The sequence below is a fragment of the Streptomyces pristinaespiralis genome, from assembly GCF_001278075.1.
GTDB classification, from domain to species: domain Bacteria; phylum Actinomycetota; class Actinomycetes; order Streptomycetales; family Streptomycetaceae; genus Streptomyces; species Streptomyces pristinaespiralis.
Map to the genome: position 1 here is coordinate 7,186,498 of NZ_CP011340.1, position 24,278 is coordinate 7,210,775.

The following is a 24,278-nucleotide window of genomic DNA, read 5'->3' on the forward strand; positions in this document are numbered from 1 at the left end:
GGGTGCTGCCGCCCCGCTCGGAGAGCGCGGAGAGGAGGTGGGCGAGATGCCGGGGCCGTCCTTCTCGCGTGACCATTACGCCGTGCTGGGCGTCGAGCCGTCCGCGACGTCCCGCCAGATCACCACGGCCTACCGCCGCCAGGTCCGGGCCCTGCACCCGGACTCCCGCCCGGACGGCGGGTCGGTGCGGCTCGAGGAGCTCGCCGCCGTCGTGGCGGCGTACGCCGTCCTCCGCGACCCGGAGCTGCGGCGACGCTACGACGCGGACCGTCACCGCGGCCGGACCTCCGGAGCGCGGCGGATCCCGGTGACCGACGACCGGGCGCCCGGCCCTCCGGCTCGTCCGCGACCCGCCGAGAGCCCGGTCGCGGAGCCGTCGGGGTTCGCGGGACGTGCGCGGCCGGGGCCGAGCGTGCGCGCGGGCCCTGTCCGGGTACACGTCCAACCGCAGGAGGCCCCGTACTCCTCGGATCCGCTGACCCTGCTGCTGCGATGGGCCATGGAGGCCGACCCGTGGCAGTGGCCGTGAACCGCCGTCTCCGCATGATCGGTGCGGCGGTGCCCACCGCGGTCGGACCTCCGGCGCGGCGCGGCCCGGTGGGCGCGCCGACGAGTGCGTGCAGGAAGGAGAGCTGAGATGACCCGTGCAGTGGGTATCGACCTCGGTACGACCAACTCGGTGGTGTCCGTCCTCGAAGGCGGCGAGCCGACCGTCATCGCCAGCACGGAGGGAGCGCGGACCACGCCCTCCGTGGTCGCCTTCGCGAAGAGCGGGGAAGTGCTCGTGGGGGAGATCGCCAAGCGTCAGGCGGTCACCAACGTCGAACGCACGGCCCGCTCGGTCAAGCGGCACATGGGAGAGGCGCAGTGGCGCTTCCCGGACTCGGGCGACATCGACGGCAAGCGCTACACCGCGCAGGAGATCTCCTCCCGGGTGCTGCAAAAGCTGAAGCGGGACGCGGAGGCGTATCTCGGGGAGGACGTGACCGACGCGGTGATCACCGTGCCCGCGTATTTCAACGACTCGCAGCGCACCGCCACCAAGGAGGCGGGGGAGATCGCCGGTCTCAATGTGCTGCGGATCATCAACGAGCCCACCGCCGCCGCGCTCGCGTACGGCCTGGACAAGGAGAACGACCAGACGGTCCTCGTCTTCGACCTCGGTGGCGGCACGTTCGACGTCTCGCTGCTGGACATCGGGGAGGGCCTGGTGGAGGTGAAGGCCACCAACGGAGACACCCACCTCGGCGGTGACGACTGGGACCAGCGCGTCGTCGACCATCTGGTCAAGCAGTTCAAGAACGGCTACGGCATCGACCTCTCGAAGGACAAGATGGCCCTGCAGCGGCTGCGTGAAGCCTCGGAGCGGGCCAAGGTCGAGTTGTCATCCGCGACCGAGACGACGATCAACCTGCCCTACATCACGGCCTCCGCGGAGGGCCCGCTGCACCTGGACGAGAAGCTCACCCGCGCCCAGTTCCAGCAGCTGACGGCGGATCTGCTGGAGCGCTGCAAGGCCCCGTTCCACAACGCGATCAAGGACGCCGGCATCAGCGTCGACGACATCGACCATGTGATCCTCGTCGGCGGCTCGACCCGGATGCCCGCCGTCACCGAGCTGGTGAGGGAACTGACGGGCAAGGAGCCGCACAAGGGCGTGAACCCGGACGAGGTCGTCGCCATCGGTGCCTCGCTCCAGGCCGGTGTGCTGCGGGGCGAGGTCAAGGACGTCCTGCTGCTGGACGTGACCCCGCTGTCCCTGGGCATCGAGACCAAGGGCGGCATCATGACCAAGCTCATCGAGCGCAACACCACGATCCCGACCAAGCGGTCCGAGGTCTTCACCACGGCCGAGGACAACCAGCCGTCCGTGCAGATCCAGGTCTTCCAGGGCGAACGTGAGATCGCGTCGTACAACAAGAAGCTGGGGATGTTCGAGCTGACCGGTCTGCCGCCGGCCCCGCGCGGGGTGCCGCAGATCGAGGTCACGTTCGACATCGACGCCAACGGGATCATGCACGTGACCGCGAAGGATCTGGGCACGGGCAGGGAACAGAAGATGACCGTCACCGGTGGCTCCGCCCTCCCCAAGCAGGACATCGACCGCATGATGCGCGAGGCCGAGCAGCACGCGGAGGACGACCGGCGCCGCAAGGAGGCGGCCGAGACACGCAACCAGGCGGAAGGCCTGGTGTACAGCACCGAGAAGCTGCTGCGCGACCAGGCGGAGCACGTCCCGCAGGATGCCGGGCAGGAGGTGGAGACCGCGCTCGGAGACCTCAAGGAGAAGCTCAAGGGCGACGACACGACCGCGATCCGTGAGGCCACGGAGAAGGTCAGTGTGGCCGCACAGAAGGTCGGCTCCGCCATCTACGCCCAGGCGCGGCCCGAGGGCGCCACGGGGGCGGCGGGTGCCGCCGGTGGCGCACAGGCCGGTGAGGGACAGACGGGAGCGGGTCAGGCCGGAGCGGGTCAGGCCGACGACGACGTCGTCGACGCCGAGATCGTCGACGAGGACAGGCGGCAGGGAGGCGAAGGATGAGCGTCCCGAACGACCGGCGCACCCACAGGAAGGAACAGCGTCCGCCCGTGATCATCCGCGACCGTCGCCGGAGCGATCCGGTCACGCTCGAGCTGCGCGGAACCACCGAGGAGGCCGGGCCCGGTCCCGCGGCCAACACCGACGCGGCGGTGACGGTCAGGTCCGGTGCGGATGCCCGTCCGGACGCGCATCGGCAGCCCGACTCTGCTGAGCCGACGGCGCATCCGGGGCCGGAGCGGGAGCAGGGGCAGGCGGTGGGTGCCGGGGAGGCGGCGCCCGAGATCGCGCAGCTGCGGTCACGGCTGTCCGAGCGGACCGCCGATCTGCAGCGGACGAAGGCCGAGTACGACAACTACCGCAAGCGCGTGAGACGCGACCGCAGGGCGGTGCAGCAGATCGCCGTGTCCAACGTCCTCGGCGCCCTGCTGCCGGTCCTGGACACCGTCGTCCGGGCGCGCGAGCACGGCGAGACGTCGAAGGGGTTCACCTCCGTCGCCGATCTCCTCGAGGAGCAACTGGCCGCGCTCGGGCTGCAGTCCGTCGGCGAGGTGGGCGAGCCGTTCGATCCGACGGCCCATGAGGCGCTCGACTACACGGAGTCCGAGGAACAGGAGCGGCCCGTCTGCAGCGCGGTGCTGCGGCCCGGCTACCGGGTCGGTGACCATCTGCTGCGGCCCGCCCAGGTGGTGGTGACCGGTCCGCCCGTCGCCGGTGCGGGTGGTGCAGACGCCGATGCGGGCACCGGTGTGGACGGGGGCGCGGCCGTCGGGGACGGCGCGACGGTCGCAGGTGAGCGGGACACCCGTCGGGACGGGTTGCGGGGCGGGCCCGGGACGGGCGGCGACCGCGGGTCCCCGTCCGCGGGCTGATCGGCGTCCGGCCTTCCGTGCACCTCGGGGCCGTCCAGCCGGCGGACCTTCCCGCGCGGGTCCGGTCGGGGACCGGCAGCCGTCCCTGCGGCGCCGGTCCGGCGTCCGGTGCCCTGACGCGGGGGCCGTTACGCGTCCGGGACCGGCAGCACCGGCACGGGCACCGGCATCCGGCAGCACCGGCACGGGCACGCGGCAGCACGGGCACGCGGCCGCGACCGGCACGGCTCCGCGGCAGCGTCCGGCACGGGCTCCGCGGCAGCGTCCGGCACAGGCTTGCGGCCGCGACCGGCACCCGCATCCGGTCGCGTCCGGCACCGGAACCACACCCCCCGGCCCCTGGGCCCCGAAAAGCAGGTGCGTGCGTCCACCGGCGCTGCCAAGCTGCGCCGGTGGACCGTCAACAGATCTCCCTCCTCGCCCATGCCGACCACCCAGTGGCCTCCCCGCTGGACGACGACTCGGTGCGCCGACTGCTCGATCACGGCCTCCGGCCCGGCGCCGAGCGCGTGCTGGACCTGGGCTGCGGCGGCGGTGAATGGCTGCTGCGTGCCCTGGCCGCGCAACCCGCTCTGAAGGGAGAAGGCGTCGACGTCTCCGAAGACGCCCTGTCCCGGGCGAGAGAGGCCGCGATCAAGCGGGGCGTTCACGAGCGCCTCACCCTCCATCGCCACGACGCGGCGGACTTCGACTCCCCGCACGCGTTCGACCTTGTGATCAGTTCCGGGGCGACGCACGCCTTCGGCGGCCTGCTTCCCACCCTCGCGGCGGCCCGCACGCACCTGGCGCCCGGGGGCCGCGTCCTGATCGGGGACGGCTTCTGGGAACGTACGCCCTCGCCGGAGGCCGTCGAGATGCTCGGGGACCTCATGGACCTGGCGACCACGGTGGAGCGGGTCGTCGACGCCGGCTGGACACCGGTCCACGGGCATGTGAGCACCCGCCAGGAGCTGGACGCCTACGAGTGGTCCTGGACGGGATCGCTGGCCGGCTGGGCGCTCGACCACCGTGACGATCCGGACGGTGCGCAGGCGCTCGCGGCCGCCACCGCCCACCGGTCCGGGTGGCTGCGTGTCTACCGCGACTGCTGGGGCTTCGTCTCCCTGGTCCTGCGGCGGACGGCTGACTGAACCGGATCCGACAGGCCTCCGCCCTGCCGGCCGACCCCTGTGGCACGTACGTCGATCGGACCGCCACCGCGGGCGACGGACCTGTCTGTGAGGGGGCCTACGACGGTCCCCGGCCGAGCCGCGCGACGGCCCACGTAGCCCGGGCCGGCAGATCGCCCAGCGAGGAGCGGAACCCGTCGGCGATCGACTTCAGCAGGACCTTCCCGTGCCGCATCGTCTCTCGCGCCAGGTCCGCCTCACCGGCCTCGACGGCCGTGATGACCAGCTCCAGGTGCTGCTGCGTGATCATCCGGCCGAGACCCCGGCGGTGCCACTCGGACACCGTCGCGTCGGGTGCGGCGCCGTCGAGTCCCACCGCCGTCCGCGCGCGTTCCAACGCCCGCCGCGCCGCTCCCAGATCGCCCTTGCGGAGCTCCAGCCGGGCCAGGACGTGTGCTTCCGCTGCCCGGTCCCATCCCGTGTCCTGCAGTGACAGCAGGTCGGACTGAGCCCGGGCCGCCTGGGCGTGGTCGCCGAGCCGTTCCAGCGCGCGGCTCAGTTCCCGGAGCCGCTCCGCGTCGGGGCCTGTGTCGTCCAGCATGCGGATCAGCGCGACCCGGGCGTGTTCCGTGCGGCCCTGCCGGCGGGCCAGCTCGATCCAGGTGAACTCGCTCTCCGCCGCGGGGTCCTGGCCGTGGCACTCCTCGTCCTCCTTCCGGGCCCGGCTGACGGCGCCCTCGGCGTCCGTCACCCAGCCACCGGTCGCCTCTCGAAGCAGCTGCACATCCTCCGTGCGGCCGTGCAGACCCACAAGGACGGCAGCCGACAGGCGTTCATGGAACCAGTCGGTCCGTTCGGTGTTCTCGCGCTCCAGCAGGAAGCACAGCAACGGCAGGTCGTCCGCCCGGCGGTCGTACTGCGCGGCCCGGATCACCCCGGCCCGCAGTACGGCGTCGGCGCCCACCTCCTCCCAGGAGCCGGGCTCGCCGGACCGCATCCTCTCCAGGGCCTCCCGGCCCGGCGCCAGCACGACGTCACGCAGCGAGCGGCGCGGAGGGTCGCCTGGCAGGCGGTACGCCCCCAGCTCGTGGGCATTGAGCAGCACATGGTCGGGTTCCGTGCGTCGCGCGGCCGACTCCGCCATGGCGGCGAGCTCGAAGAGGGGGCGGTCGGGCAGACCCAGGCCGCTCAGCAACGCCGCGCGTCGGGCGTCCAGTTCGGGGGCGAACTGCTCCCGTGCCTCCTCGTCGCCCTCGCGGACCGCGGCGAGCAGCTGCTCCTCGTCGAGGCCGGGACGTATGCCCTCGCACCACCTGGGCAGCCTGATGATCGTCTCCAGTGCCTCGGTGACACTGTCGGCGATCAGTACGGCCTCGCCCTCTGAGGACGCGTACAGCACCGCGCCGTCCCCGCAGACGAAGTAGGTGCCGCCGGTGTCGTCCCCGGCGACCGGTTCCAGCGGGGCGCCGGACGCCAGCCGGACATCCTCCACGTGGTAGGCGCGAGCGATGTCGAAGTCGAACGGGAACGCGGCGAGGTCGGCGAGATCCGGACGGGTGCGCAGCAGCTCCAGGGCGGGGTCCTTCATGCGACCGAACCCTACTGTCGCCCGGGCAGGCCCCCCGGCGGGTGCCGTGCGGCTCTCCGCCGGGCGGGCCGGGTTTATGATGTGAAGAATTCTTCAATTCGACAGGTGCCGAGGTCGGGAGCGTGGTGTGGGCGCGGCGGCCGAGGCGACGGCGAACGGGGTGGGTGAAGCGTGACCGCTCTGCCGGTACCGCTGTACCAGGCGAAGGCCGAGTTCTTCCGGATGCTCGGGCACCCGGTGCGAATCCGGGTTCTCGAGCTGCTGCAGGACGGGCCGATGCCGGTACGGGACCTCTTGGCGGCGATCGAGATCGAGCCGTCGAGCCTGTCGCAGCAACTGGCGGTGCTGCGCCGCTCGGGCATCGTCAGGGCGACCCGGGAGAGTTCGACGGTCGTCTACGAGCTGGCGGGCGGGGACGTGGCGGAGCTGCTCGCCGCTGCCCGCCGCGTTCTGTCGGTGCTGCTGACCGAGCAGCAGGAACTGCTGGCCGAGCTGCGCCGGGCGGAGTCGGACGTGTCCTGACGAGTGCGTGGCCTGCCGGCACGTGTGGACTGCGGCGCGGCGACCGACGGGGCCCACCGCCGCTTGTGAGGTTCCGGCCACGTGCCCAGGGCCGCTTGACCGAGACGACTGTGAGGGACGACGTGGCACGCAAGGCGAAGCGCCAGGAGCAGGACCTGGAGAAGTGGAAGGAGCGCGGTGTGATGCTGCGCGTCTTCGTGTACGTCTTCGCGAGCCACTTGTTCGCCGGTTTCGTGTGGCTGCTGTTCTATGTGGGCGAGCACGCGCAGAAGTGACGGTGGACCGGCGCGGGCGTGCGGGGCTGACGTCCAACCTGCGGTGAGCCACGCCGCCGCCCGGCCTTGCCGGACGAGTCGCTGGATCGCGGAAGGGAGGGTGGCCGTGGACGCCGATCCGAGGCGGACGGACCCCAGAAGCCCAGGGCGATGAATTCCGACGCGTTCGCCGGTCTTATCCCCGACACGCGTCCACCGCGATCGAGGAGAGCGCCATGACCGCTACCTATACCTTCGACGTCTTTTCCAGCCTCGACGGCTTCGGCGCCGCAGGCGGCGACTGGACCGGCTACTGGGGCAAGCAGGGGCCCGAGCTCCTCGATCACCGCCTCGGCCTGTACCGCGAGGAGCAGCGGATGGTCTTCGGTGCCAACACGTATCGGGCGTTCGCGCGGATGCTGGCCTCGAGCACCGAGGAGTCCGAGGTGCGTGACCCGTGGGTCACGCGGATGAGGAGCCTGCCGGCGACGGTGGTGTCGACGACCCTGGAGGAACCCCTCGACTGGCCGGACGCGAACGTCGTGAGTGGCGATGCCGTCGACGTCGTTGCCCGGCTCAAGAAGGAGTCCGAGGTGCCGTTGCGCTCGCACGGCAGCCTGTCGATGAACCGGGCGCTGATGGCCGCAGGCCTGGTGGACCGCGTACAGGTGACGCTCTTCCCTGTGATCACCGGTCGGAGCGGGCTGGACCCGATCTTCCAGGGCGCGGCCGACTTCGACCTCGAGCTGATCGACCACCGGACGCTCGACGGGCACATCCAGGAACTCGTCTACCGGCCCACCCTGCACGCCTGACCGAGTCCTGCGGCGGCTGCGTACGCCGCCCCTCGGCCAAGACGCGCGGCCGTGCTCTCTGCGTTCTACGGTGAGGAGGGTGCAGCGACAGTGCTCGGGCCCTGCTGGAGGTAGCTCATGCCCCGTCCCATCTGGTCCGGCGCCATCAGTTTCGGCCTGGTCACCATCCCGATCAAGGTCGTGCCCGCCACCGAGAACCACAACATCTCCTTCCGGCAGGTCCACCTGGAGGACATGGGCCGGGTGCGCTACCGCAAGGTCTGCGAGCTGGACGGGAAGCAGCTGTCCGACAACGAGATCGTCAAGGGCTACGAGGTCGCGAAGGACCAGCTGGTCGCCGTGACGGACGAGGACCTGGCGGAGATTCCGCTGCCGACGGCGAAGGCGATCGAGATCGTGGCGTTCGTGCCGGCGGGGTCGATCGACCCGGTACGGATCGGCGACTCGTACTACCTGGAGGGTGACGGTCAGGTCGCGGCCAAGCCGTACAAGCTGCTGCGGCAGGCACTGGAGCGGTCGTCGAAGGTCGCGGTCGCCAAGTTCGCGCTCCGGGGCCGCGAGCGCCTGGGGCTGCTGCGGGTCAAGGGGGACGCCCTGGTCCTGCATTCGATGCACTGGCCGGACGAGATCAGGTCCCCCGCCTCGCTGGCGCCGCCGGCCGTGGAGATCGAGGATTCCGAGGTCGACGGGGCGATCGCGCTCATGGATGCGATGGGTGAGGAGGACATCTCCCACTACACCGACCACTACCGTGAGGCGCTCGAGGAGCTCATCGCCGCCAAGGCCCAGGGCAAGCAGCCCGCCCCCGTCGCGGAGGCGCAGGAGCCGGGCGGACAGGTCGTCGACCTGATGGCCGCCCTCAACGCCTCCGTCGCGCAGGCGCGCGAGTCCCGGGGAGAGGGCGAGCACGCCACGGTGCACGAGATGCCCAAGCCGAAGAAGACGGCCAAGAAGGCGGCCAAGAAGACGCCCGCGAAGAAGACCGCGGCCAAGAAGACCGCGGCCGGGTCCACTGCCGGGTCCACCGCCAAGAAGGCCACGCCGAAGAAGACGGCCGACCGGCGAAAGCCGCGGGCCTCCTAGCCTGCCGCGCGGCCCGCCCGTCATCGTCGATGCTCGCGTGCGCCCCCTGCCAGGGCTGCGGCGGCTCCTTCCGACGGGGCGATCGATGCCCGCCGCGCGGCCCTCTGCCCCGGCTGTCGCGGCTCGTCCCCCTCGTGATGGATGCCGCGCCCTGCGTGGTGCGGCGGTTCACTGCCCCGTGATCGACGCCTGCCGCCCGGCCCTCCGCCCTGCTGTGGCGGCCTCATTACCCCTGGGGTAATCGACCGCTCCTCCCTCCCCGGGCAGGATCGAGCACATCGACGGGAACCCCCGCCGGGATCCGGCCGCAGCCGCGAGGAGAGCGCCATGTCCGTCAGGTCCACTGCCACCACGGCCAGTGCAGTCACCACCGCGAGTTCCGTCGCCGAGGCCACCCGGGCCACCGTGCAGGAGTTCCTCGCCGCGCGGATCGCCGGGGACACGGGGCGGCTCGTCCAGCTCTTCGCCGACGAGGTCGACTGGCTGCTCGCGGAGAACCCCGCCGTCCCGTGGATCCGCCCGAGGTCCACCGCCGCCGAATGCGCCGCGCAGTTCACGGAGTTGACGGAGTACACCGTGCCCGAGGACGCGCGCGCCTCCGTCGACACCTTCCTCGTCGACGGTAAGGACGCCGTCCTGATGGGGCACCTGTCGGGGACCGTACGCGCCACGGGGAAGTCCTTCGAGGGCCCGTTCGCGCTGCGCCTGACCGTCGAGGACGGCCGGATCACCCGGCACCACCTCTACGAGAACAGCCTGTCGATCGCCGAGGCCTGCACCCCGTGAACCCGGGACGGCCGGGCCCCCGGCCCTACGGGATCCGCCGCTGATCGCCGGACGGCTTCGACGACGGCCCTGACGACGGCCCCGGCGCGCCGCGCCGGCGACCCAGCCGGGACAGGACGTGGGCCGCGTCGCGGCCCACGCCGCGCAGCGTCTTGGACGAGAAGCTCCGCTGGAACTCCATGCCGACGAACCCGAGCGACGGCACGGCGGTGGCGAGGCCGCCGCGGTGCCGGGGCCGGCCGTCGGCGTCCAGGGCCCCGCTGCCGGTCAGGTAGGGGAAGGCGAGGCGGTACCCGGTGGCCCAGACGACCGCGTCGACCGGTTCCTTCGTACCGTCGGCCCACAGCACGCCGTCCCGGGTGAGGCGGGTGAACATCTCCCGCCGGTCCACGCCGTACTCCTCGAGGGCGGAGCGGTGGTGCCCGTCGTCGAGGACGGAGACCGGCACCCTGGTCAGCAGCCGGCGCAGCGGCGCGGTGTCGAAGCGGGTGTGCTCGAACCACCAGTGCACGTCCCGGCCCAGCGGTCGCTGTGGCGTCCAGCCGATGGGGCGGCGGGTGGCGAGCGTGGTGTCGGCGACCGCGCCGAGTTCGGCGGCGATCTGGACGGCGGAGTTGCCGCCGCCCACGACCACGACCCGCCGGCCGGTAAAGGGGCCGGGCCTGCGGTATTCGGCGGCATGCAGTTGCTGCCCAGCGAACCCGTCCCGCCCGGGCACGTCCGGCAGGTACGGGTTCGTGTAGTCGCCGGTCGCCGCGACGATCGCGCGTGCCGTGATCTGCCTGCCGTCGTCCGAGCCGACCACCCAGGTGCCGTCCCGGCGGGTCACGGAGGTGACTTCGGTGGACGTGCGGATGTCGGCGGGCAGGCGGCTCGCGTAGTCGCGCAGGTAGTCGACCACCTCGTCCCGCCTCGGGTAGCGGTCCGGATCGCCGGGGAAGCGCATCCCGGGCAAAGAGGAGTAACGGGCGGGGGAGAAGAGGGTGAGGCTGTCGTAGTAGCGCGGCCAAGCCCCGCCCGCCTGGTCGGCGGCTTCGAGAACCAGGGTGCGGGCGAAGCCGTGACGGGGTGCGAGCGCGGCGGTGGCCAGGCCGGACTGGCCTGCTCCGACGACGACGAGGTCGGCGTGTTCCATGAGAAGGTGAACTCCAATACATCGTTGTTTCGGGAACTGTCGAAATGTTGGAGACGGGGCTGTGGCAGCAGGAAGCGATCCGGACGCGGGGGTCGACCGGGCGACGGCCGACTTCCTCAAGGCTTTGGCGAGCGAGACCCGCCAGCTGATCATGCGGCAGTTCGCCGGCGGCCGGGAGCTCGGCGTCGGTGAGATCGCCGAGCGCTGCGGACTGAAGCCGTCGACCGCCTCGGAGCACCTGAGCCTGCTGCGCCGTGGTGGCCTGGTCCTCTCCCGCAAGGAGGGCAAGCAGGTCTTCTACCGAGCGGACGGCGCCACCATGGCGAACCGTCTGGATGCGCTCAAGGAGTACCTGCTGCGCTGCTGCCCGCCCGACTGCACCGGCTGACCGGCCCGACCGGGGGCGGACCGGGCGCGCAGGTCGAGCGCTCGAGCCACACTGCCGGCCGCCTGGCCGGACCGGCTGACCGGCGCGACCGGACGAGTCGTCGGGCAGGTCGAGGCGCTCGACCGCGCTGCCGGCCGCACCGGCTGACCTCCCTTACGGGACGGTCAGGTGCGCAGATCGAGCATGGCGGACATCGCCGCCACCACGGACGGGGCGACCTGGTAGTACACCCATGTGCCGCGCCGCTCGGACGTCAGCAGCCCTGCCTCGCGCAGCTTCTTCAGGTGGTGCGAGACGGTCGGCTGCGAGACGCCGACATCGGCGATGTCGCACACGCACGCCTCGCCGCCCGGGTGCGAGGCCACCTTGGAGAACAGGCGCAACCGCACGGGGTCCGACAGCGCCTTGAACATGGCGGCCATCTTCTCCGCGTCCGCCTGTGACAGCTCCCCGGCGGCGATCGGCGGGCAGCACGGCACCACGATCTCGCTCTCGAGGACGGGCAGCTGCGCGACTTCTGATTTCGACATGTGTCTATGTTGACACTCGTCGATACGAGTGGCAAGCTCCGATGTATCGACAGACATCGAAACAGGGGGTTGTCGTGACGACAGCGATCCGCACCGCGCTCAGCGCCGCCAAGGCGCGCCGCACCGCCCGCCACATGGCCGGCGTCAGCTTCTGCGACTCGTGCGCCCGGATCAGCGACAGTGCCGGCCGAGCTGCGCAACGACAGGCGCACGCTCGGCTGACCGCGCTCATCCACTCCCGCTGACCACCCCACCGCACCGAGGAGATCCATCACCATGAGCACCCAGCAGCTCCCCGTCATCGTCATCGGAGCCGGCCCCATCGGACTCGCGGCCGCCGCCCATCTGCTGGAGCGCGGCATCGAGCCCCTCGTTCTCGAGGCAGGTGACGCGGCCGGCGCCGCCGTGCGCGAGTGGAGCCATGTGCGGCTGTTCTCCACCTGGGGCGAAGTCGTCGACCCTGCCGCGGAGAAGCTGCTGGCCCCGACCGGCTGGGTCAGGCCCGACGCCGACACCTACCCGTCCGGTGGCGACTGGGCCGAGCGGTACCTCCGGCCGCTCGCCGCCGTCCTCGGCGACCGGGTGCGCCTGGGCGCCACCGTCACCGGCGTCTCCCGCTCCGGCCGTGACCGGGTGGTCGACGCCGACCGTGAGAGCCGGCCCTACGTCGTCCACGTCGAGCACGCCGACGGCCGCGAGGAGCGGCTGACCGCCCGCGCCGTGATCGACGCCTCCGGCACCTGGGCCACCCCCGGCCCGGCAGGCGGCAGCGGCCTCCCCGCCCTCGGCGAGAAGGCGGCGGCCGACCGCATCACCTACCGCGTCCCGGACCTCAAGGACCCGGCCGTACGCGCCCGTTACGCGGGCCGCCGCACGGCGGTCATCGGCTCCGGCGCCTCCGCGTTCACCGCGCTCGCCTACCTCGCCGACCTGGCCAGGTCGCAGGACGGCGTCGGCACCCACGGCGTGTGGATCCTGCGCCGCGGCATCTCCGGCTCCACCTTCGGCGGCGGCGAGGCCGACCAGCTCCCCGCCCGCGGCGCCCTCGGCCTCGCCGCCAAGGCAGCCGTCGACGGCGGCTACGCCGACGCCGTCACCGGCTTCCGCACCGAGGCCGTCGAACGCGACACGGACGGCCGTCTGGTTCTCGTCGGCGAGGACGGCCGCCGCCTGGACCCGGTCGACGAGGTCATCGTGCTCACCGGCTTCCGCCCCGACCTCACGTTCCTCGACGAGCTGCGCCTCGGTCTGGACGACCGCCTCCAGGCCCCCGTCGCGCTGGCGCCGCTGATCGACCCCAACCAGCACTCGTGCGGCACGGTCTATCCCCACGGCGTGAACGAGCTCTCCCACCCGGAGAAGGACGTCTACCTGGTCGGCATGAAGTCCTACGGCCGCGCCCCCACCTTCCTCGCGATGACCGGCTACGAGCAGGTCCGCTCCGTCGCCGCGTCCCTGGCCGGCGACCAGGAGGCCGCCGAGCGCGTGGAGCTGACCCTCCCCGAGACCGGCGTGTGCGGCGGAGCGGGACTGTTCGACGAGCCCGAGACCGCGCAGTCCGACGGCGGCGGCTGCTGCGCGGCCCCCGCCACCCTCCAGATCGGCGTCGGCGCCCCCGCCATCTCCGGCGGCTGCTGACGCTCAACCACCCCATCCAGCAGGAGGACCGTCATGTCCCGTGTACAGCTCGCCCTGCGCGTCCCCGACCTGGCCGCATCCGTCGCCTTCTACACGAAGCTCTTCGGCGCCGAGCCGGCCAAGCTCCGTGACGGCTACGCCAACTTCGCCATCGCCGAGCCCCCGCTCAAGCTCGTCCTCATCGAGGGCGCGGCGGACGAGGACACGCGTATGGACCACCTCGGCGTGGAGGTCGAAAGCACCGAGGCCGTTCACGCGGCCACCGCCCGACTGGACGAGGCGGGCCTCGCGACGGCTGAGGAGAACGACACCAGCTGTTGCTACGCCCTCCAGGACAAGGTCTGGGTCCATGGCCCCGGCCGGGAGCCCTGGGAGGTGTACGTCGTCAAGGCCGACGCCGCCAACCTGACCAAGCAACAGGGCAGCTCGTGCTGCGCCGGGCCGGCCGCCGACGACACCGACGCTCGCGCCGGCGCCTGCTGCTGACCCTGCACCGACCTCCGCACACCTGAGAGGCCGCGACCGGAACGGGGGACCGGTCGCGGCCTCGAGCCGTTTCCGCCCCCGTCGCCCCGTCGCCCCGTCGCCCCGTCGCCCCGGCGCCCCGGCGCTCACGGTCACGAACTCCATTGCTGCTTGCTGCCTGAGACGTGATGCCGCAGCTCGAAATGCCTGCGCGCCGGATCGCCGAAGACCACGGAAGAACCCTTGCCCCTTGATACCCCCTGGGGGTATCTTGCGATCGACAGATACCCCCTGGGGGTACGCAAGCAAGGGAGAAACGGTCATGTCAACGGTCAATCCCCGGCGGTGGTGGGCGCTCGCCGTGCTCGCAGCCGCCCAGTTCATGGTGATCATGGACACCTCGATCATCGGGGTCGCGCTCCCCGAGATGCAGAAGGACCTCGGCTTCTCGCAGGGCGAGCTCCAGTGGGTGTTCAACGCGTACGTCATCGCCTTCGGCGGCCTGCTGCTCCTCGGCGGACGTCTCTCCGACCTGCTCGGCGCACGCAAGGTGTTCAATGCCGGCTGGGTCGTGATGATCGCCGGCTCCGTCGTCGCCGCGGCGGCCCAGACCGCCTGGGTCGAGGTCCTCGGCCGCGCCGTCCAGGGTGCCGGCGGAGCGCTCATCGCCCCGGCCGCGATGACGCTCCTGATGATGCTCTTCGGGCACGACCCGAAGGAGCTCGGCAAGGCGATGGCCCTCTACGGTGCCGCCGCTCCCGCGGGCGGCACCGCCGGTGTGTTCCTCGGCGGTGTATTCACCGAGTGGCTGAGCTGGCCGTGGGTGTTCATCGTCTACGTACCGATCGGCCTGGCGACCCTCGCGGCGACCCGGCTGCTGCCGTCCGTCGAGAGCCGTCGCGGTTCCGTCGACGTGCTGGGCGCGGCCGCCGTCACCGCCGGGCTCGCGCTCACGGTCTTCGCCGTCGTCCGGGCACCGGAGGCGGGCTGGGGGTCGACCGGAACCGTGCTGCAGTTGGCCGGTGCCGCCGCTCTGCTGATCCTGTTCCTCGTGATCCAGCGGTCGGTGCGCCGGCCGCTCATGCCGCTCGGCATCTGGCGTGTGCCGCGGCTCGGCCCGGCCAACCTGGCCATGACGCTGCTGGGCGCCGCCTGGATCCCGATGTGGTACTTCCTCAACCTCTATTTGCAGCAGGTCCTCGGCCACGGGGCCTTCGCCTCCGGCGCCGCCCTGCTGCCCATGACCGTGCTCCTCATGATCTTCATGACGGCCGTCACGGCCCGGCTGATGGGCAGGTTCGGAGCCAAGCCGCTGATCGCCGGCGGTCTGCTGGTCCTCGCCGCGGGCCTGCTGTGGCTCTCCGCCGTGGAGCCGACCGGTACGTTCCTGATCGACGTCCTGCCCGCGTCGCTGGTCGCCGCGCTGGGCATGTCGCTCGCCTACATCCCGGCCATGATGGCCGCGATGTCCGGCGCCCCGCAGGAGCAGGCCGGTCTCGCGTCCGGCATCGTCAACACGACGTACAACGTGGGTTCGGCCCTCGGTCTGGCCGCCCTGACAGCGGTGGCGATGTCGCAGGGCGCCGGCGAGCCGGGCAACCTGCCCGCGCTCACCGACGGATTCTCGTCCGCGTTCATCGGCGCCGCTGTGATCGCGGCGGTCGGTGGCGTCGTCACCCTGCTGGTCATGCGGGGTGAGAAGTCCGCCGCGGCCGCCGCGCAGGCACCTTCGGCCTCCGCGTCGCACGGTGAGCAGGTCGGCGTGTAGCCGATGGGCTGCCACGCGGCCGGGGGAGTGCACAGGTCCGACCCGGGGACCGCCCGATGTCCCGAGGCGGACATCGGGCGGTCCCTTTCCGCGTCGCCGCGCGACCGGCTCCGCCGGAGGGGAAGCCCGGAGTCGGCGAAGGGTCGGACGCGCGGAAGTGACGGTTCCGGCCACGCCGTTGATCCTGAAGTACAGCCACCGGATAGCCTGGGAAAATGCTTACAGAGGTCACCGCGACCCGTTACGTCACGCCCCTGCGCGAGGGCGGCTCGCTCCCCGGGATCGTCGAGGCCGACGATCTCGGCACCTACGTCATGAAGTTCACCGGCGCCGGGCAAGGGCGCAAGACCCTTGTCGCGGAGGTCATCTGCGGGGAGCTCGGGCGGCGGCTCGGGCTGCGGGTGCCCGACCTCGTCACGATCCAGCTGGACCCGGTCATCGGTCTCTCGGAGCCGGACCAGGAGGTGCAGGAGCTGCTCAAGGCCAGTGGCGGGCTCAACCTCGGCATGGACTTCCTGCCGGGCTCGCTCGGGTTCGATCCGCTCGCCTACGAGGTCTCCGCCGCCGAGGCCGGCAAGGTCGTCTGGTTCGACGCGCTGATCAACAACGTGGACCGGTCCTGGCGCAACCCCAACATGCTCGTGTGGCACGGGGACCTCTGGCTCATCGACCACGGCGCCACCATGATCTGGCACCACAACTGGCCGGGCGCGGCCGCCTCCGCCGCCAAGCCGTACGACGCGTCCGACCACGCCCTGGCCCCCTTCGGCCCGGACGTCGCGGCGGCCGCCGCCGAGCTCGCGCCGTTGGTGACGGAGGAACTGCTCACCGAGGTCGCGGCGGACGTACCCGACGAGTGGCTGGTCGACGAGCCGGGCTTCGACTCCACCGACGCGCTGCGCCGTTCCTATGTGGAGGCCCTGCTGCCGCGTGCCGCGACGATCCACGAGCGGATCACGCTGAACCCCCCGACGAAGTCCCGGCCGTCCCAGGCGCCCGGCTGGCTGACCGAACACGCGACGCCGTGGCCGCACGCCCCGAAGAAGCACGCGCAGACGGACGAGAAGGACGCACGCCGGTGAACGACCGCGATGTTTTCGAGTACGCGCTGCTGCGCGTGGTGCCGCGGGTCGAGCGCGGGGAGTGCTTCAACGCGGGCGTGGTGGTCTACTGCCGTGCCAGGACCTTCGTGGCCGCCCGCACCCACCTCGACGAGGCGAAGCTGCGGGCGCTCGACCCGGCGGCTGACGTGACCGGGGTACGGGCGGCCCTCCATGCCGTGGAGGGTGTCTGCCGGGGTGGTGACGACGCGGGACAGGCCGCACGTGACGACGCGGGCCGGCGCTTCCGCTGGCTGATCGCCCCCCGGTCCACGGTCGTTCAGCCGGGACCGGTGCACACCGGGCTCACCGCCGATCCGGCGGCGGAGGTGGAGCGTCTGCTCGACCTGCTGGTGCGCTGACGGACGCGGGCTGATCGATGTGACATGCGCCGTGGATCCCTGGTGCCGTTGACACCGCGTGCCAGGGCTTCTAGCGTCCTGTCTGCCGAAGGTACTAAGCGGTTGCTCAGTCAAGGGCCGTGAGCATCACCGGCACAGGGATCGACGGGCTTCAAGGGCGAGGAGAACCAGAATGTCCACCAGCGAGCAGCGTGTGGCTGTCGTTACCGGGGGCGCGCGCGGCATCGGCGCCGCCGCCGCCGTCCGGCTCGCGGCCGACGGCCGCGCCGTAGCCGTACTCGACCTCGACGAGGCGGCCTGCAAGGACACGGTCGAGAAGATCACCGCAGCCGGCGGCAAGGCGCTCGCGGTGGGCTGCGACGTCTCCGACGCCGCGCAGGTGGAGGCCGCCGTGGCGCGCGTCGCGGCCGAGCTCGGCGCGCCGACGATCCTGGTGAACAACGCCGGTGTGCTCCGCGACAACCTGCTCTTCAAGATGAGCGAGTCCGACTGGGACACCGTGGTCAACGTGCACCTCAAGGGCGCGTTCCTGATGGCCAAGGCCTGCCAGAAGCACATGGTCGACGCCGGCTTCGGCCGGATCGTCTCCCTGTCCTCGTCCTCGGCGCTCGGCAACCGCGGCCAGGCGAACTACGCGGCGGTCAAGGCCGGCCTCCAGGGCTTCACCAAGACCCTGGCCAAGGAGCTCGGCAAGTTCGGCATCACCGCCAACGCCGTCGCCCCCGGCTTCATCGTCACCGAGATGACGGCGCAGACGGCGGCCCGTGTCGGCATGGGCTTCGAGGAGTTCCAGGCCGCCGCCGCCACCCAGATCCCCGTCCAGCGCGTGGGCCGGCCCGAGGACGTCGCGAATGCGATCGCCTTCTTCGCCGGTGACGACGCCGGATTCGTCTCCGGCCAGGTCATGTACGTGGCCGGCGGCCCGCTCAACTGAATCGGGGTCCGAACGACATGGCAGCACAGACAGCAGGCGCGGAGCAGGTCGCGGACAGCGGCAAGGTCGCGCTGATCACCGGCGCGAGCCGGGGCATCGGGTACGGCATCGCGGAGGCGCTCGTCGCCCGCGGCGACCGGGTGTGCATCACCGGCCGCGGCGAGGAGGCCCTGAAGGAGGCCGTGGAGCGGCTCGGCGCCGACCGGGTCATCGCCGTGGCGGGCAAGGCCCACGACGAGGCCCACCAGGCGGCGGCGGTCGAGCGCACGATGGAGGCCTTCGGCCGCGTCGACTTCCTGGTCAACAACGCCGGCACCAACCCGGTCTTCGGCCCGATCGCCGAACTCGACCTGAACGTGGCGCGCAAGGTCTACGAGACCAACGTGATCTCCGCCCTCGGCTTCGCGCAGCAGACATGGAAGGCATGGCAGAAGGAGAACGGCGGTGCGATCGTGAACATCGCCTCGGTCGCCGGTGTCTCCGCGTCGCCCTTCATCGGTGCGTACGGCATGAGCAAGGCGGCCATGGTCAACCTGACGCTCCAGCTGGCGCACGAGCTCGCGCCGTCCGTACGCGTCAACGCCATCGCCCCCGCGGTGATCAAGACCAAGTTCGCGGAGGCGCTCTACGAGGGCCGGGAGGCCGAGGCGGCCGCCGCCTACCCGCTGGGGCGGCTCGGGGTGCCTTCGGACATCGGTGGCGCCGCCGCGTTCCTCACGTCCGAGCAGTCGGACTGGATCACGGGGCAGACGCTCGTCGTGGACGGCGGTATCTTCCTCAACGCGGGCGTCCACTGACGCCCATCGGACCGCCCTGAGGCGGTTTGTTCCTGAATGATCCAAGTGCCCCGCCGGGCCTCCAGGTTGACCCGGCGGGGCGCTGCGGTATGGTTCGCCGACCCATGGCTGAACGAGGAGCGTGCACGTGTTCTACCGGACCTGTCTGCAGGCCGCTGCAGCCCTAGCGTCCATATCTCTGCTGGCGGGGTGCGGCCTGTTCTCGGACGAGGACGCCGACCGTGAACAGAAGATCTCCGTCGGTACGACCAGCGAGCCGAGCACTCTCGACCCGGCTGCCGCCTGGGACGGTTCGTGGGAGCTGTACCGGAACGTCTTCCAGACCCTGGTGAGCTTCCCGACGGGGAGCACCGTGCCGCAGTCCGACGCGGCCGAGTGCCGCTTCGCCGACACCGCCAACAAGGTCTTCGAGTGCGAGCTGCGGGAGGGTCTCACCTTCACCAACGGCGACAAGCTCGACGCCACCGCGGTCAAGCACTCCATCGACCGCATCCGGACCATCGCCGTGCAGGGTGGTCCGAAGGGTCTGCTGGGGTCGCTCGACAAGGTGGAGACGACCGGTGACCGCATTGTGACCTTCCGGCTCAAGACGGCCGACGCCACGTTCCCGTTCATCCTCGCCACCCCGGCCATGTCGATCGTGCCGCCCTCCGAGTACCCGGCCGACAAGCTCCGTGAGGACGGCAAGCTCACCGGCTCCGGCCCGTACGCCCTGGCCTCCTACGAGAAGGGCGAGCGGGCCGAGCTGACCCGCTTCGCCAAGTACAAGGGCTTCGCCAAGATCAAGAACGACGCGGTGACGATCCGCTACTTCCAGGACTCCGCCCTCATGATGACGGCCCTGAAGAAGCAGGAGATCGACGCGATCAACCGCGGTCTGACCGCGGAGCAGGTCGTCGAACTCCAGGAGAAGAAGCCGGAGAACGATCACCTCCAGCTCGTCGAGACGGTCGGCGCCGACATCCGCTACCTCGTTTTCAACCCGTCCGACCCGGGCGCCGGCAAGCTGGCGGTGCGCCGAGCGATCGCCCAGATCGTCGACCGCGGCGCGCTGGTGGAGAAGGTCTACAAGGGCACGGCGGAGCCGCTGTACTCGATGGTCCCCAAGGGCATCGCCGGGCACACCACCGAGTTCTTCGACCGCTACGGCGAGCCGGACGTCAAGAAGGCGGAGGAGATCCTCGAGGACGCGGGCATCACCGAGCCCGTGTCGCTGAGCTTCTGGTACACCACCGACCGGTACGGCTCCGCGACGGCTCCCGAGTTCGCCGAGCTCAAGCGGCAGCTCGAGGCGACCGGCCTGTTCAAGATCTCCATCCAGGGCAAGCCGTGGGCCGAGTTCCAGAAGGGCTACCAGGCGGGCCAGTACCCGGTCTTCGGCCGTGGCTGGTTCCCGGACTTCCCGGACCCGGACAACTTCATCGCGCCGTTCGTCGGCCCGAACAACGTCCTCGGCACCCCGTACGAGGCGCCCGAGATCTCCGAGCAGCTCGTGCAGTCCCGGCGTGAGAGCGACCGCGGAGCGGTCACCAAGCAGTTCGAGAAGGCGCAGGAGATCCTCGTCGACGACGTTCGCCTGCTGCCGCTGTGGCAGGGCAAACTGTACGTGGCGGCCAGCGAGGAGATCGGCGGCGGCGAGCGTTCGCTCGACCCGCAGACCGTCATGCAGGTGTGGGAGCTGTACCGCAAGGCCAGCTGGTAGCGCTGTCAGTGCCCCCGGGTAGGTTCTGAGATCCCGGTTCCGTGATCTCGGAACCTGCCCTCAGACGGAGGTTGTTGACGTGACCGACACCGACTTGCTGCCCGAGTCCTGGCGCGGCGTCCTCGGCGAAGAGCTGCAGAAGCCGTACTTCAAGGAGCTCACCGAGTTCGTCGAGAAGGAGCGGGCCAACGGGCCGGTGTATCCGCCGAGCGCGGAGGTGTTCGCCGCACTGGAGGCCACGCCGTACGAGCGGGTGAAGGTGCTCATCCTCGGCCAGGACCCGTACCACGGCGAGGGCCAGGGGCACGGTCTCTGCTTCTCGGTGCGGCCGGGCGTCAAGACCCCGCCGTCCTTGCGCAACATCTACAAGGAGATGCAGAGCGAGCTCGGCCACCCGGTCCCGGACAACGGCTATCTCATGCCGTGGGCGCGCCAAGGCGTGCTGCTGCTCAACGCGGTGCTGACCGTCCGGGCCGGCGAGGCCAACTCCCACAAGGGCAAGGGCTGGGAGAAGGTGACCGACGCGGTGATCCGCGCGGTGGCCTCCCGGCCGGACCCGGCCGTCTTCGTCCTGTGGGGCAACTACGCGCAGAAGAAGCTGCCGCTCATCGACGAGGAGCGGCATGCCGTGGTGAAGGGGGCGCACCCCTCGCCGCTGTCCGCGAAGAAGTTCTTCGGCTCGCGGCCGTTCACCCAGATCAACGAGGCCGTCGCCGCGCAGGGCCACGAGCCCATCGACTGGCGCATCCCCGACATCGGCTGAATCGGCGCACCCGGCTGACAGGCCGGGGCCGCCGCCCGAGCCTGTGCGGGATCGGCCCCGGCGGCGGCTAGCGTCGGTTTCCTCAAGCAGCACTTCGCCGCGGACGAGGAGGCCACAGTGATGGAGCAGCAGGAGGCGTCGCAGGACATCGTCATGACCAGGATCGGGCAGGCGATGATGCTGCTGCACGGGGGAGACCGCGAGGAGGCGCGCAATCGCTTCGCCCTGCTCTGGTCGGAGATCGGCGAGGAGGGGGACGCCCTGCACCGCTGCACACTCGCCCACTGCATGGCGGACGTCCAGGACGACCCGGCGGACGAGCTGGCCTGGGATCTGCGTGCCCTGTCGGCGGCCGACGGGCTGAGCGACGAACGGCTCGCCCGGCACCAGACGCTCGCTGTGCGGGCCCTGTACCCCTCGCTCCATCTGAATCTGGCGGCGGACTACGTCAAGCTGCGCCGCCCCGAGGAGGCGCGCGCCCATCTGGACCGGGCACGCGCGTCCACGGACGCCCTGGGGGACGACGGCTACGGCCGCGGGGTGCGGGCCGCCATCGACCGCCTGGAGCGCACCCTACGGGCCGGCTGAGCCGCCTGCCGGTCCCGCCGGGTCACTCGCCCGTGACACCGTCGATGTGTTCGCGCAGCAGGTCGGCGTGGCCGTTGTGGCGGGCGTACTCCTCGATCATGTGGGTGAGGATCCAGCGCAGGCTGAACGGCTCACCGCCACGGCCGCGGGACAGGGACAGGTCGTCGAGTCCGTGCGCTTCGGTGACCTTGCGGGCATCGGCGACCTGGGTGAGCCAGGTCGCGTGCGCCTCGGCCCAGGTGTCCTGCGCGGTCACATGGAAGTCCCTGTCCCCGTCCTCCTCCGTGGAGTACAGGTCGGGCAGGTCCTCGTCCTCCATGATCTCGCGGAACCAGTAGCGCTCGACCTCGGCGAGGTGGCGTACGAGGCCCAGCAGGGTGAGCTCGGAGGGCGCCAGCGCGGCCGTCCGCAGCTGTGCGTCGTCCAGACCGGCGCACTTCATGATCAGCGTCTCGCGGTGGTAGTCCAGGAAGCCTTCCAGCATGGCGCGTTCGTCGGCGGTGGTGGACGGCTCGGTACGTGTATCGGTGGTCATGACGATCATCCTGCGTCACCTCCCGCTTTACGGCCACGAGTTATTCGCTTTGTCCGGTTTGTGGGCCGAGCATGCCGCGCAACAACTCCTGGAACCCTTGGCGCAGTTCCTCCGCGCTCGGTACCGCCGCGTGGTAGGAGCCGACGGCGCAGGCGAACATCAGCCCCTCGCACCATGCGACGAGGGACAGGGCGTGCCGTTCCGGCTCCGGCGAACCCGCCTCTGCCATCAGCGCGTTGAGCGGGGCACGGAAGCGGCTGCCCGTCCGGTCGTAGAACTCGCGCAGCTCCGGGCGCCGGGTGGCCTCCAGGGCCAGCTCGTAGCGGGCGACGAGCAGTTCGGGGTGACCCGTCAGATAGCGGTGCAGCGCGAGCGCCATGGCGTCCAGCAGGTCGCCCCTGCCGCCCATGGCCGACGGCAACTCCGCCACGGTGAGGACGGCCGCCTCGCGGTCCGCCAGCCTGCGCACCGCCGCCTCGAGCAGTGCCTGGCGGGTGCGGGCGTGGTTGGAGGTCGAGCCCTGGGGCAGACCCGCCGCCTCGTCCACGGCGCGGTGGGTGAGCCCGCGCATGCCGCGCTCGGCGAGGAGCGCGAGCGCGGTGTCGGCGATGAGTTCTGCCCGAGGGGCGCCGGGCGGGGCGGTGCGTGCGGCCATGCGGTCAATCTACCGTCGCAACTACAGGTGTAGTAGCGTTGGCCGTGTCACTACAGGTGTAGTTACCGAGTGAAGGAGCAGACATGCCCGTACCGCGGAAAACCGCTCACGCCGTCGTCGTCGGCAGCGGGATCGGCGGCCTCACCGCGGCCGTCGCCCTGCGGCAGCACGGCTGGCAGGTCACCGTCCTGGAGAGGGCCGCGTCCCTCGAGCCCGTCGGCGCGGGCATCGGGCTCGCCCCCAACTCCCAGCGCGCGCTCGACGTCGTCGGACTCGGCGACGAGATCCGCGGCCTGGCCGCCTGGCAGGGCGCCGGCGGGATGCGGAACCCGGCCGGCCGCTGGCTGTCCCGCACCGACAGCGGCGCCGCCGCCGAACGCTTCGGCGGGCCTCTCGTGCTCGTCCACCGCGCCACCCTGATCGACCGGATCGCCCGCAGACTGCCCGAGGGCACCGTCCGCACCGGCTGCCCCGGCGAACTGGCCGACGCGGGCATCGCCGGCGGCCGCCCCGCCCGGGTGACCACCCCCGACGGCGACATCGAGGCTGACCTCGTCATCGGCGCCGACGGTATCCACTCCGCGGTGCGCCGTGCCCTCTTCCCCGCCCACCCGGGGCCCGCCTACTCCGGGCTGACCACCTGGCGCGTGGTCGTCCCCGCGCCGGAGCTGCCCTTCGAACCGCACGAGACCTGGGGCCCCGGCTCCCTGTGGGGGACCCAGCCCCTCAAGGACGGCCGCGTCTACGCCTACGCGGCGGCCACCGCCCCGCAGGGCGGCAAGGCACCCGACGGTGAGAAGGCCGAACTGCTGCGCAGGTTCGGCGACTGGCACGACCCCGTCCCCGGCATCATCGCCGCCGCCGCACCGAAGAGCGTGCTCCGCAACGACGTCCACCACATGATCCGGCCGCTGCCCGCCTACCACCGCGGCCGTACCGTGCTCCTCGGCGACGCCGCCCACGCCATGGCCCCGACGCTCGGCCAGGGCGGCAACCAGGCCATCGAGGACGCGATCGTCCTCGCCCACCACACGGCCACCGGCCTCGACCTCGGCGCCGGGCTCGCCGCCTACAGCGCGGAGCGGCAGCCGCGCACCGCGGCGATCGTCCGCAAGTCGGCACAGGTCGCCCGGCTGATGTCGCTGAGCGGCACACCCGCGGTCGCCGTCCGCGACGCCCTCATGTCCACCGTCTCCCGTCTCGGCCCCGGCCTGGTCCTGCGGACCTTCGACGGCATCGCCGACTGGCGGCCACCACGGCGCACGTATGCTGCCGGAGCACAGGACGCGCACGGAGAGCCGGGCGCGCACGAAGAACGACCGGCACGGCGGTGAGCCGGCCGGGCATGTG

At 71.5% G+C, this 24,278-nt stretch carries 26 protein-coding genes and 1 pseudogene; 22 read left to right on the forward strand and 5 right to left on the reverse strand.

What is annotated here, in order from left to right:
* The first annotated feature begins 46 nt into the window (after positions 1-46).
* The 4 genes and pseudogenes from SPRI_RS30835 to SPRI_RS30850 all read left to right on the forward strand — a co-directional run bounded on the left by SPRI_RS30835 (position 47) and on the right by SPRI_RS30850 (position 4,541).
* Positions 47-529, forward strand: coding sequence for a J domain-containing protein (locus SPRI_RS30835; RefSeq protein ID WP_053557537.1), 483 nt, complete (start codon positions 47-49; stop codon positions 527-529).
* Between the two features lie 108 nt (positions 530-637).
* Positions 638-2,542, forward strand: coding sequence for a molecular chaperone DnaK (dnaK, locus tag SPRI_RS30840; protein WP_005320193.1), 1,905 nt, complete (start codon positions 638-640; stop codon positions 2,540-2,542).
* Between the two features lie 149 nt (positions 2,543-2,691).
* Positions 2,692-3,312: pseudogene (gene grpE, locus SPRI_RS30845) on the forward strand (nucleotide exchange factor GrpE); the annotation flags it as partial.
* 491 nt (positions 3,313-3,803) lie between these two features.
* Entirely contained in the window at positions 3,804-4,541 is a 738-nt protein-coding gene (locus tag SPRI_RS30850) for an SAM-dependent methyltransferase (RefSeq protein WP_005320197.1), read from the forward strand.
* Positions 4,542-4,638: 97 nt separating this feature from the next.
* On the opposite strand, the gene SPRI_RS30855 is transcribed toward SPRI_RS30850, so the two are convergent.
* A complete protein-coding gene (locus tag SPRI_RS30855) occupies positions 4,639-6,108 on the reverse strand; it encodes a hypothetical protein (RefSeq protein WP_037775307.1) in 1,470 nt (489 codons plus the stop codon).
* 180 nt (positions 6,109-6,288) lie between these two features.
* On the opposite strand from SPRI_RS30855, the gene SPRI_RS30860 reads away from it, so the two are divergent.
* The 5 genes from SPRI_RS30860 (at position 6,289) to SPRI_RS30875 (ending at position 9,568) form a co-directional block, all read left to right on the forward strand.
* Positions 6,289-6,630 carry an ArsR/SmtB family transcription factor gene (locus SPRI_RS30860; RefSeq protein WP_005320201.1) on the forward strand — a complete coding sequence of 114 codons (342 nt, stop codon included), beginning with the start codon at positions 6,289-6,291 and terminating at the stop codon, positions 6,628-6,630.
* A gap of 122 nt (positions 6,631-6,752) precedes the next feature.
* Positions 6,753-6,905: a DUF6126 family protein gene (locus SPRI_RS38600; protein WP_374987871.1), complete on the forward strand. Its 153-nt coding sequence runs from the start codon at positions 6,753-6,755 to the stop codon at positions 6,903-6,905.
* A gap of 215 nt (positions 6,906-7,120) precedes the next feature.
* A complete protein-coding gene (locus SPRI_RS30865; protein ID WP_005320204.1) occupies positions 7,121-7,699 on the forward strand; it encodes a dihydrofolate reductase family protein in 579 nt (192 codons plus the stop codon).
* Between the two features lie 117 nt (positions 7,700-7,816).
* Positions 7,817-8,782, forward strand: coding sequence for a non-homologous end joining protein Ku (gene ku / locus SPRI_RS30870; RefSeq protein ID WP_005320206.1), 966 nt, complete (start codon positions 7,817-7,819; stop codon positions 8,780-8,782).
* 327 nt (positions 8,783-9,109) lie between these two features.
* A complete protein-coding gene (locus tag SPRI_RS30875; RefSeq protein ID WP_037775309.1) occupies positions 9,110-9,568 on the forward strand; it encodes a nuclear transport factor 2 family protein in 459 nt (152 codons plus the stop codon).
* 25 nt (positions 9,569-9,593) lie between these two features.
* Here SPRI_RS30875 and SPRI_RS30880 read toward each other — a convergent pair whose 3' ends face one another.
* Positions 9,594-10,703 (reverse strand): flavin-containing monooxygenase, encoded by a 1,110-nt coding sequence (locus SPRI_RS30880; protein ID WP_005320211.1) that lies wholly within the window; start codon positions 10,701-10,703, stop codon positions 9,594-9,596.
* Positions 10,704-10,764: 61 nt separating this feature from the next.
* Between SPRI_RS30880 and SPRI_RS30885 the strand changes: the two genes are divergently transcribed.
* Positions 10,765-11,091 carry an ArsR/SmtB family transcription factor gene (locus SPRI_RS30885; protein WP_005320213.1) on the forward strand — a complete coding sequence of 109 codons (327 nt, stop codon included), beginning with the start codon at positions 10,765-10,767 and terminating at the stop codon, positions 11,089-11,091.
* Between the two features lie 164 nt (positions 11,092-11,255).
* On the opposite strand, the gene SPRI_RS30890 is transcribed toward SPRI_RS30885, so the two are convergent.
* Positions 11,256-11,621 (reverse strand): ArsR/SmtB family transcription factor, encoded by a 366-nt coding sequence (locus SPRI_RS30890; protein ID WP_005320214.1) that lies wholly within the window; start codon positions 11,619-11,621, stop codon positions 11,256-11,258.
* Positions 11,622-11,695: 74 nt separating this feature from the next.
* Between SPRI_RS30890 and SPRI_RS38955 the strand changes: the two genes are divergently transcribed.
* The 11 genes from SPRI_RS38955 (at position 11,696) to SPRI_RS30940 (ending at position 21,738) form a co-directional block, all read left to right on the forward strand.
* Positions 11,696-11,866, forward strand: coding sequence for a hypothetical protein (locus SPRI_RS38955; RefSeq protein WP_182327589.1), 171 nt, complete (start codon positions 11,696-11,698; stop codon positions 11,864-11,866).
* A 31-nt stretch (positions 11,867-11,897) separates the two neighbouring features.
* Positions 11,898-13,259, forward strand: a complete 1,362-nt coding sequence (locus tag SPRI_RS30895; protein WP_005320218.1) for an FAD-dependent oxidoreductase — start codon at positions 11,898-11,900, stop codon at positions 13,257-13,259.
* 33 nt (positions 13,260-13,292) lie between these two features.
* A complete protein-coding gene (locus SPRI_RS30900; protein ID WP_005320220.1) occupies positions 13,293-13,745 on the forward strand; it encodes an ArsI/CadI family heavy metal resistance metalloenzyme in 453 nt (150 codons plus the stop codon).
* 301 nt (positions 13,746-14,046) lie between these two features.
* The gene (locus SPRI_RS30905; protein WP_037775310.1) at positions 14,047-15,492 is read left to right on the forward strand and encodes an MFS transporter; all 1,446 of its coding nucleotides are present in this window, start codon (positions 14,047-14,049) and stop codon (positions 15,490-15,492) included.
* A 215-nt stretch (positions 15,493-15,707) separates the two neighbouring features.
* Positions 15,708-16,574 (forward strand): HipA family kinase, encoded by an 867-nt coding sequence (locus SPRI_RS30910; protein WP_005320224.1) that lies wholly within the window; start codon positions 15,708-15,710, stop codon positions 16,572-16,574.
* The gene (locus SPRI_RS30915; protein ID WP_005320226.1) at positions 16,571-16,954 is read left to right on the forward strand and encodes a DUF3037 domain-containing protein; all 384 of its coding nucleotides are present in this window, start codon (positions 16,571-16,573) and stop codon (positions 16,952-16,954) included. The genes SPRI_RS30910 and SPRI_RS30915 overlap by 4 nt, the downstream gene beginning before the upstream one ends.
* 172 nt (positions 16,955-17,126) lie before the next feature.
* Positions 17,127-17,888, forward strand: coding sequence for a 3-oxoacyl-ACP reductase FabG (gene fabG, locus SPRI_RS30920; protein ID WP_053557538.1), 762 nt, complete (start codon positions 17,127-17,129; stop codon positions 17,886-17,888).
* A gap of 17 nt (positions 17,889-17,905) precedes the next feature.
* Positions 17,906-18,685: an SDR family oxidoreductase gene (locus tag SPRI_RS30925; RefSeq protein WP_005320230.1), complete on the forward strand. Its 780-nt coding sequence runs from the start codon at positions 17,906-17,908 to the stop codon at positions 18,683-18,685.
* A 127-nt stretch (positions 18,686-18,812) separates the two neighbouring features.
* Positions 18,813-20,387 (forward strand): ABC transporter substrate-binding protein, encoded by a 1,575-nt coding sequence (locus tag SPRI_RS30930; protein WP_005320232.1) that lies wholly within the window; start codon positions 18,813-18,815, stop codon positions 20,385-20,387.
* Positions 20,388-20,466: 79 nt separating this feature from the next.
* Positions 20,467-21,150 carry a uracil-DNA glycosylase gene (locus SPRI_RS30935; RefSeq protein WP_005320235.1) on the forward strand — a complete coding sequence of 228 codons (684 nt, stop codon included), beginning with the start codon at positions 20,467-20,469 and terminating at the stop codon, positions 21,148-21,150.
* 117 nt (positions 21,151-21,267) lie between these two features.
* Positions 21,268-21,738 carry a tetratricopeptide repeat protein gene (locus SPRI_RS30940; protein ID WP_005320237.1) on the forward strand — a complete coding sequence of 157 codons (471 nt, stop codon included), beginning with the start codon at positions 21,268-21,270 and terminating at the stop codon, positions 21,736-21,738.
* Between the two features lie 22 nt (positions 21,739-21,760).
* Here SPRI_RS30940 and SPRI_RS30945 read toward each other — a convergent pair whose 3' ends face one another.
* Entirely contained in the window at positions 21,761-22,273 is a 513-nt protein-coding gene (locus SPRI_RS30945) for a DinB family protein (RefSeq protein ID WP_037777119.1), read from the reverse strand.
* 40 nt (positions 22,274-22,313) lie between these two features.
* Entirely contained in the window at positions 22,314-22,928 is a 615-nt protein-coding gene (locus tag SPRI_RS30950) for a TetR/AcrR family transcriptional regulator (RefSeq protein WP_005320241.1), read from the reverse strand.
* Between the two features lie 83 nt (positions 22,929-23,011).
* On the opposite strand from SPRI_RS30950, the gene SPRI_RS30955 reads away from it, so the two are divergent.
* Entirely contained in the window at positions 23,012-24,262 is a 1,251-nt protein-coding gene (locus SPRI_RS30955) for an FAD-dependent monooxygenase (protein WP_053557539.1), read from the forward strand.
* The last annotated feature ends 16 nt before the right edge of the window (positions 24,263-24,278 follow it).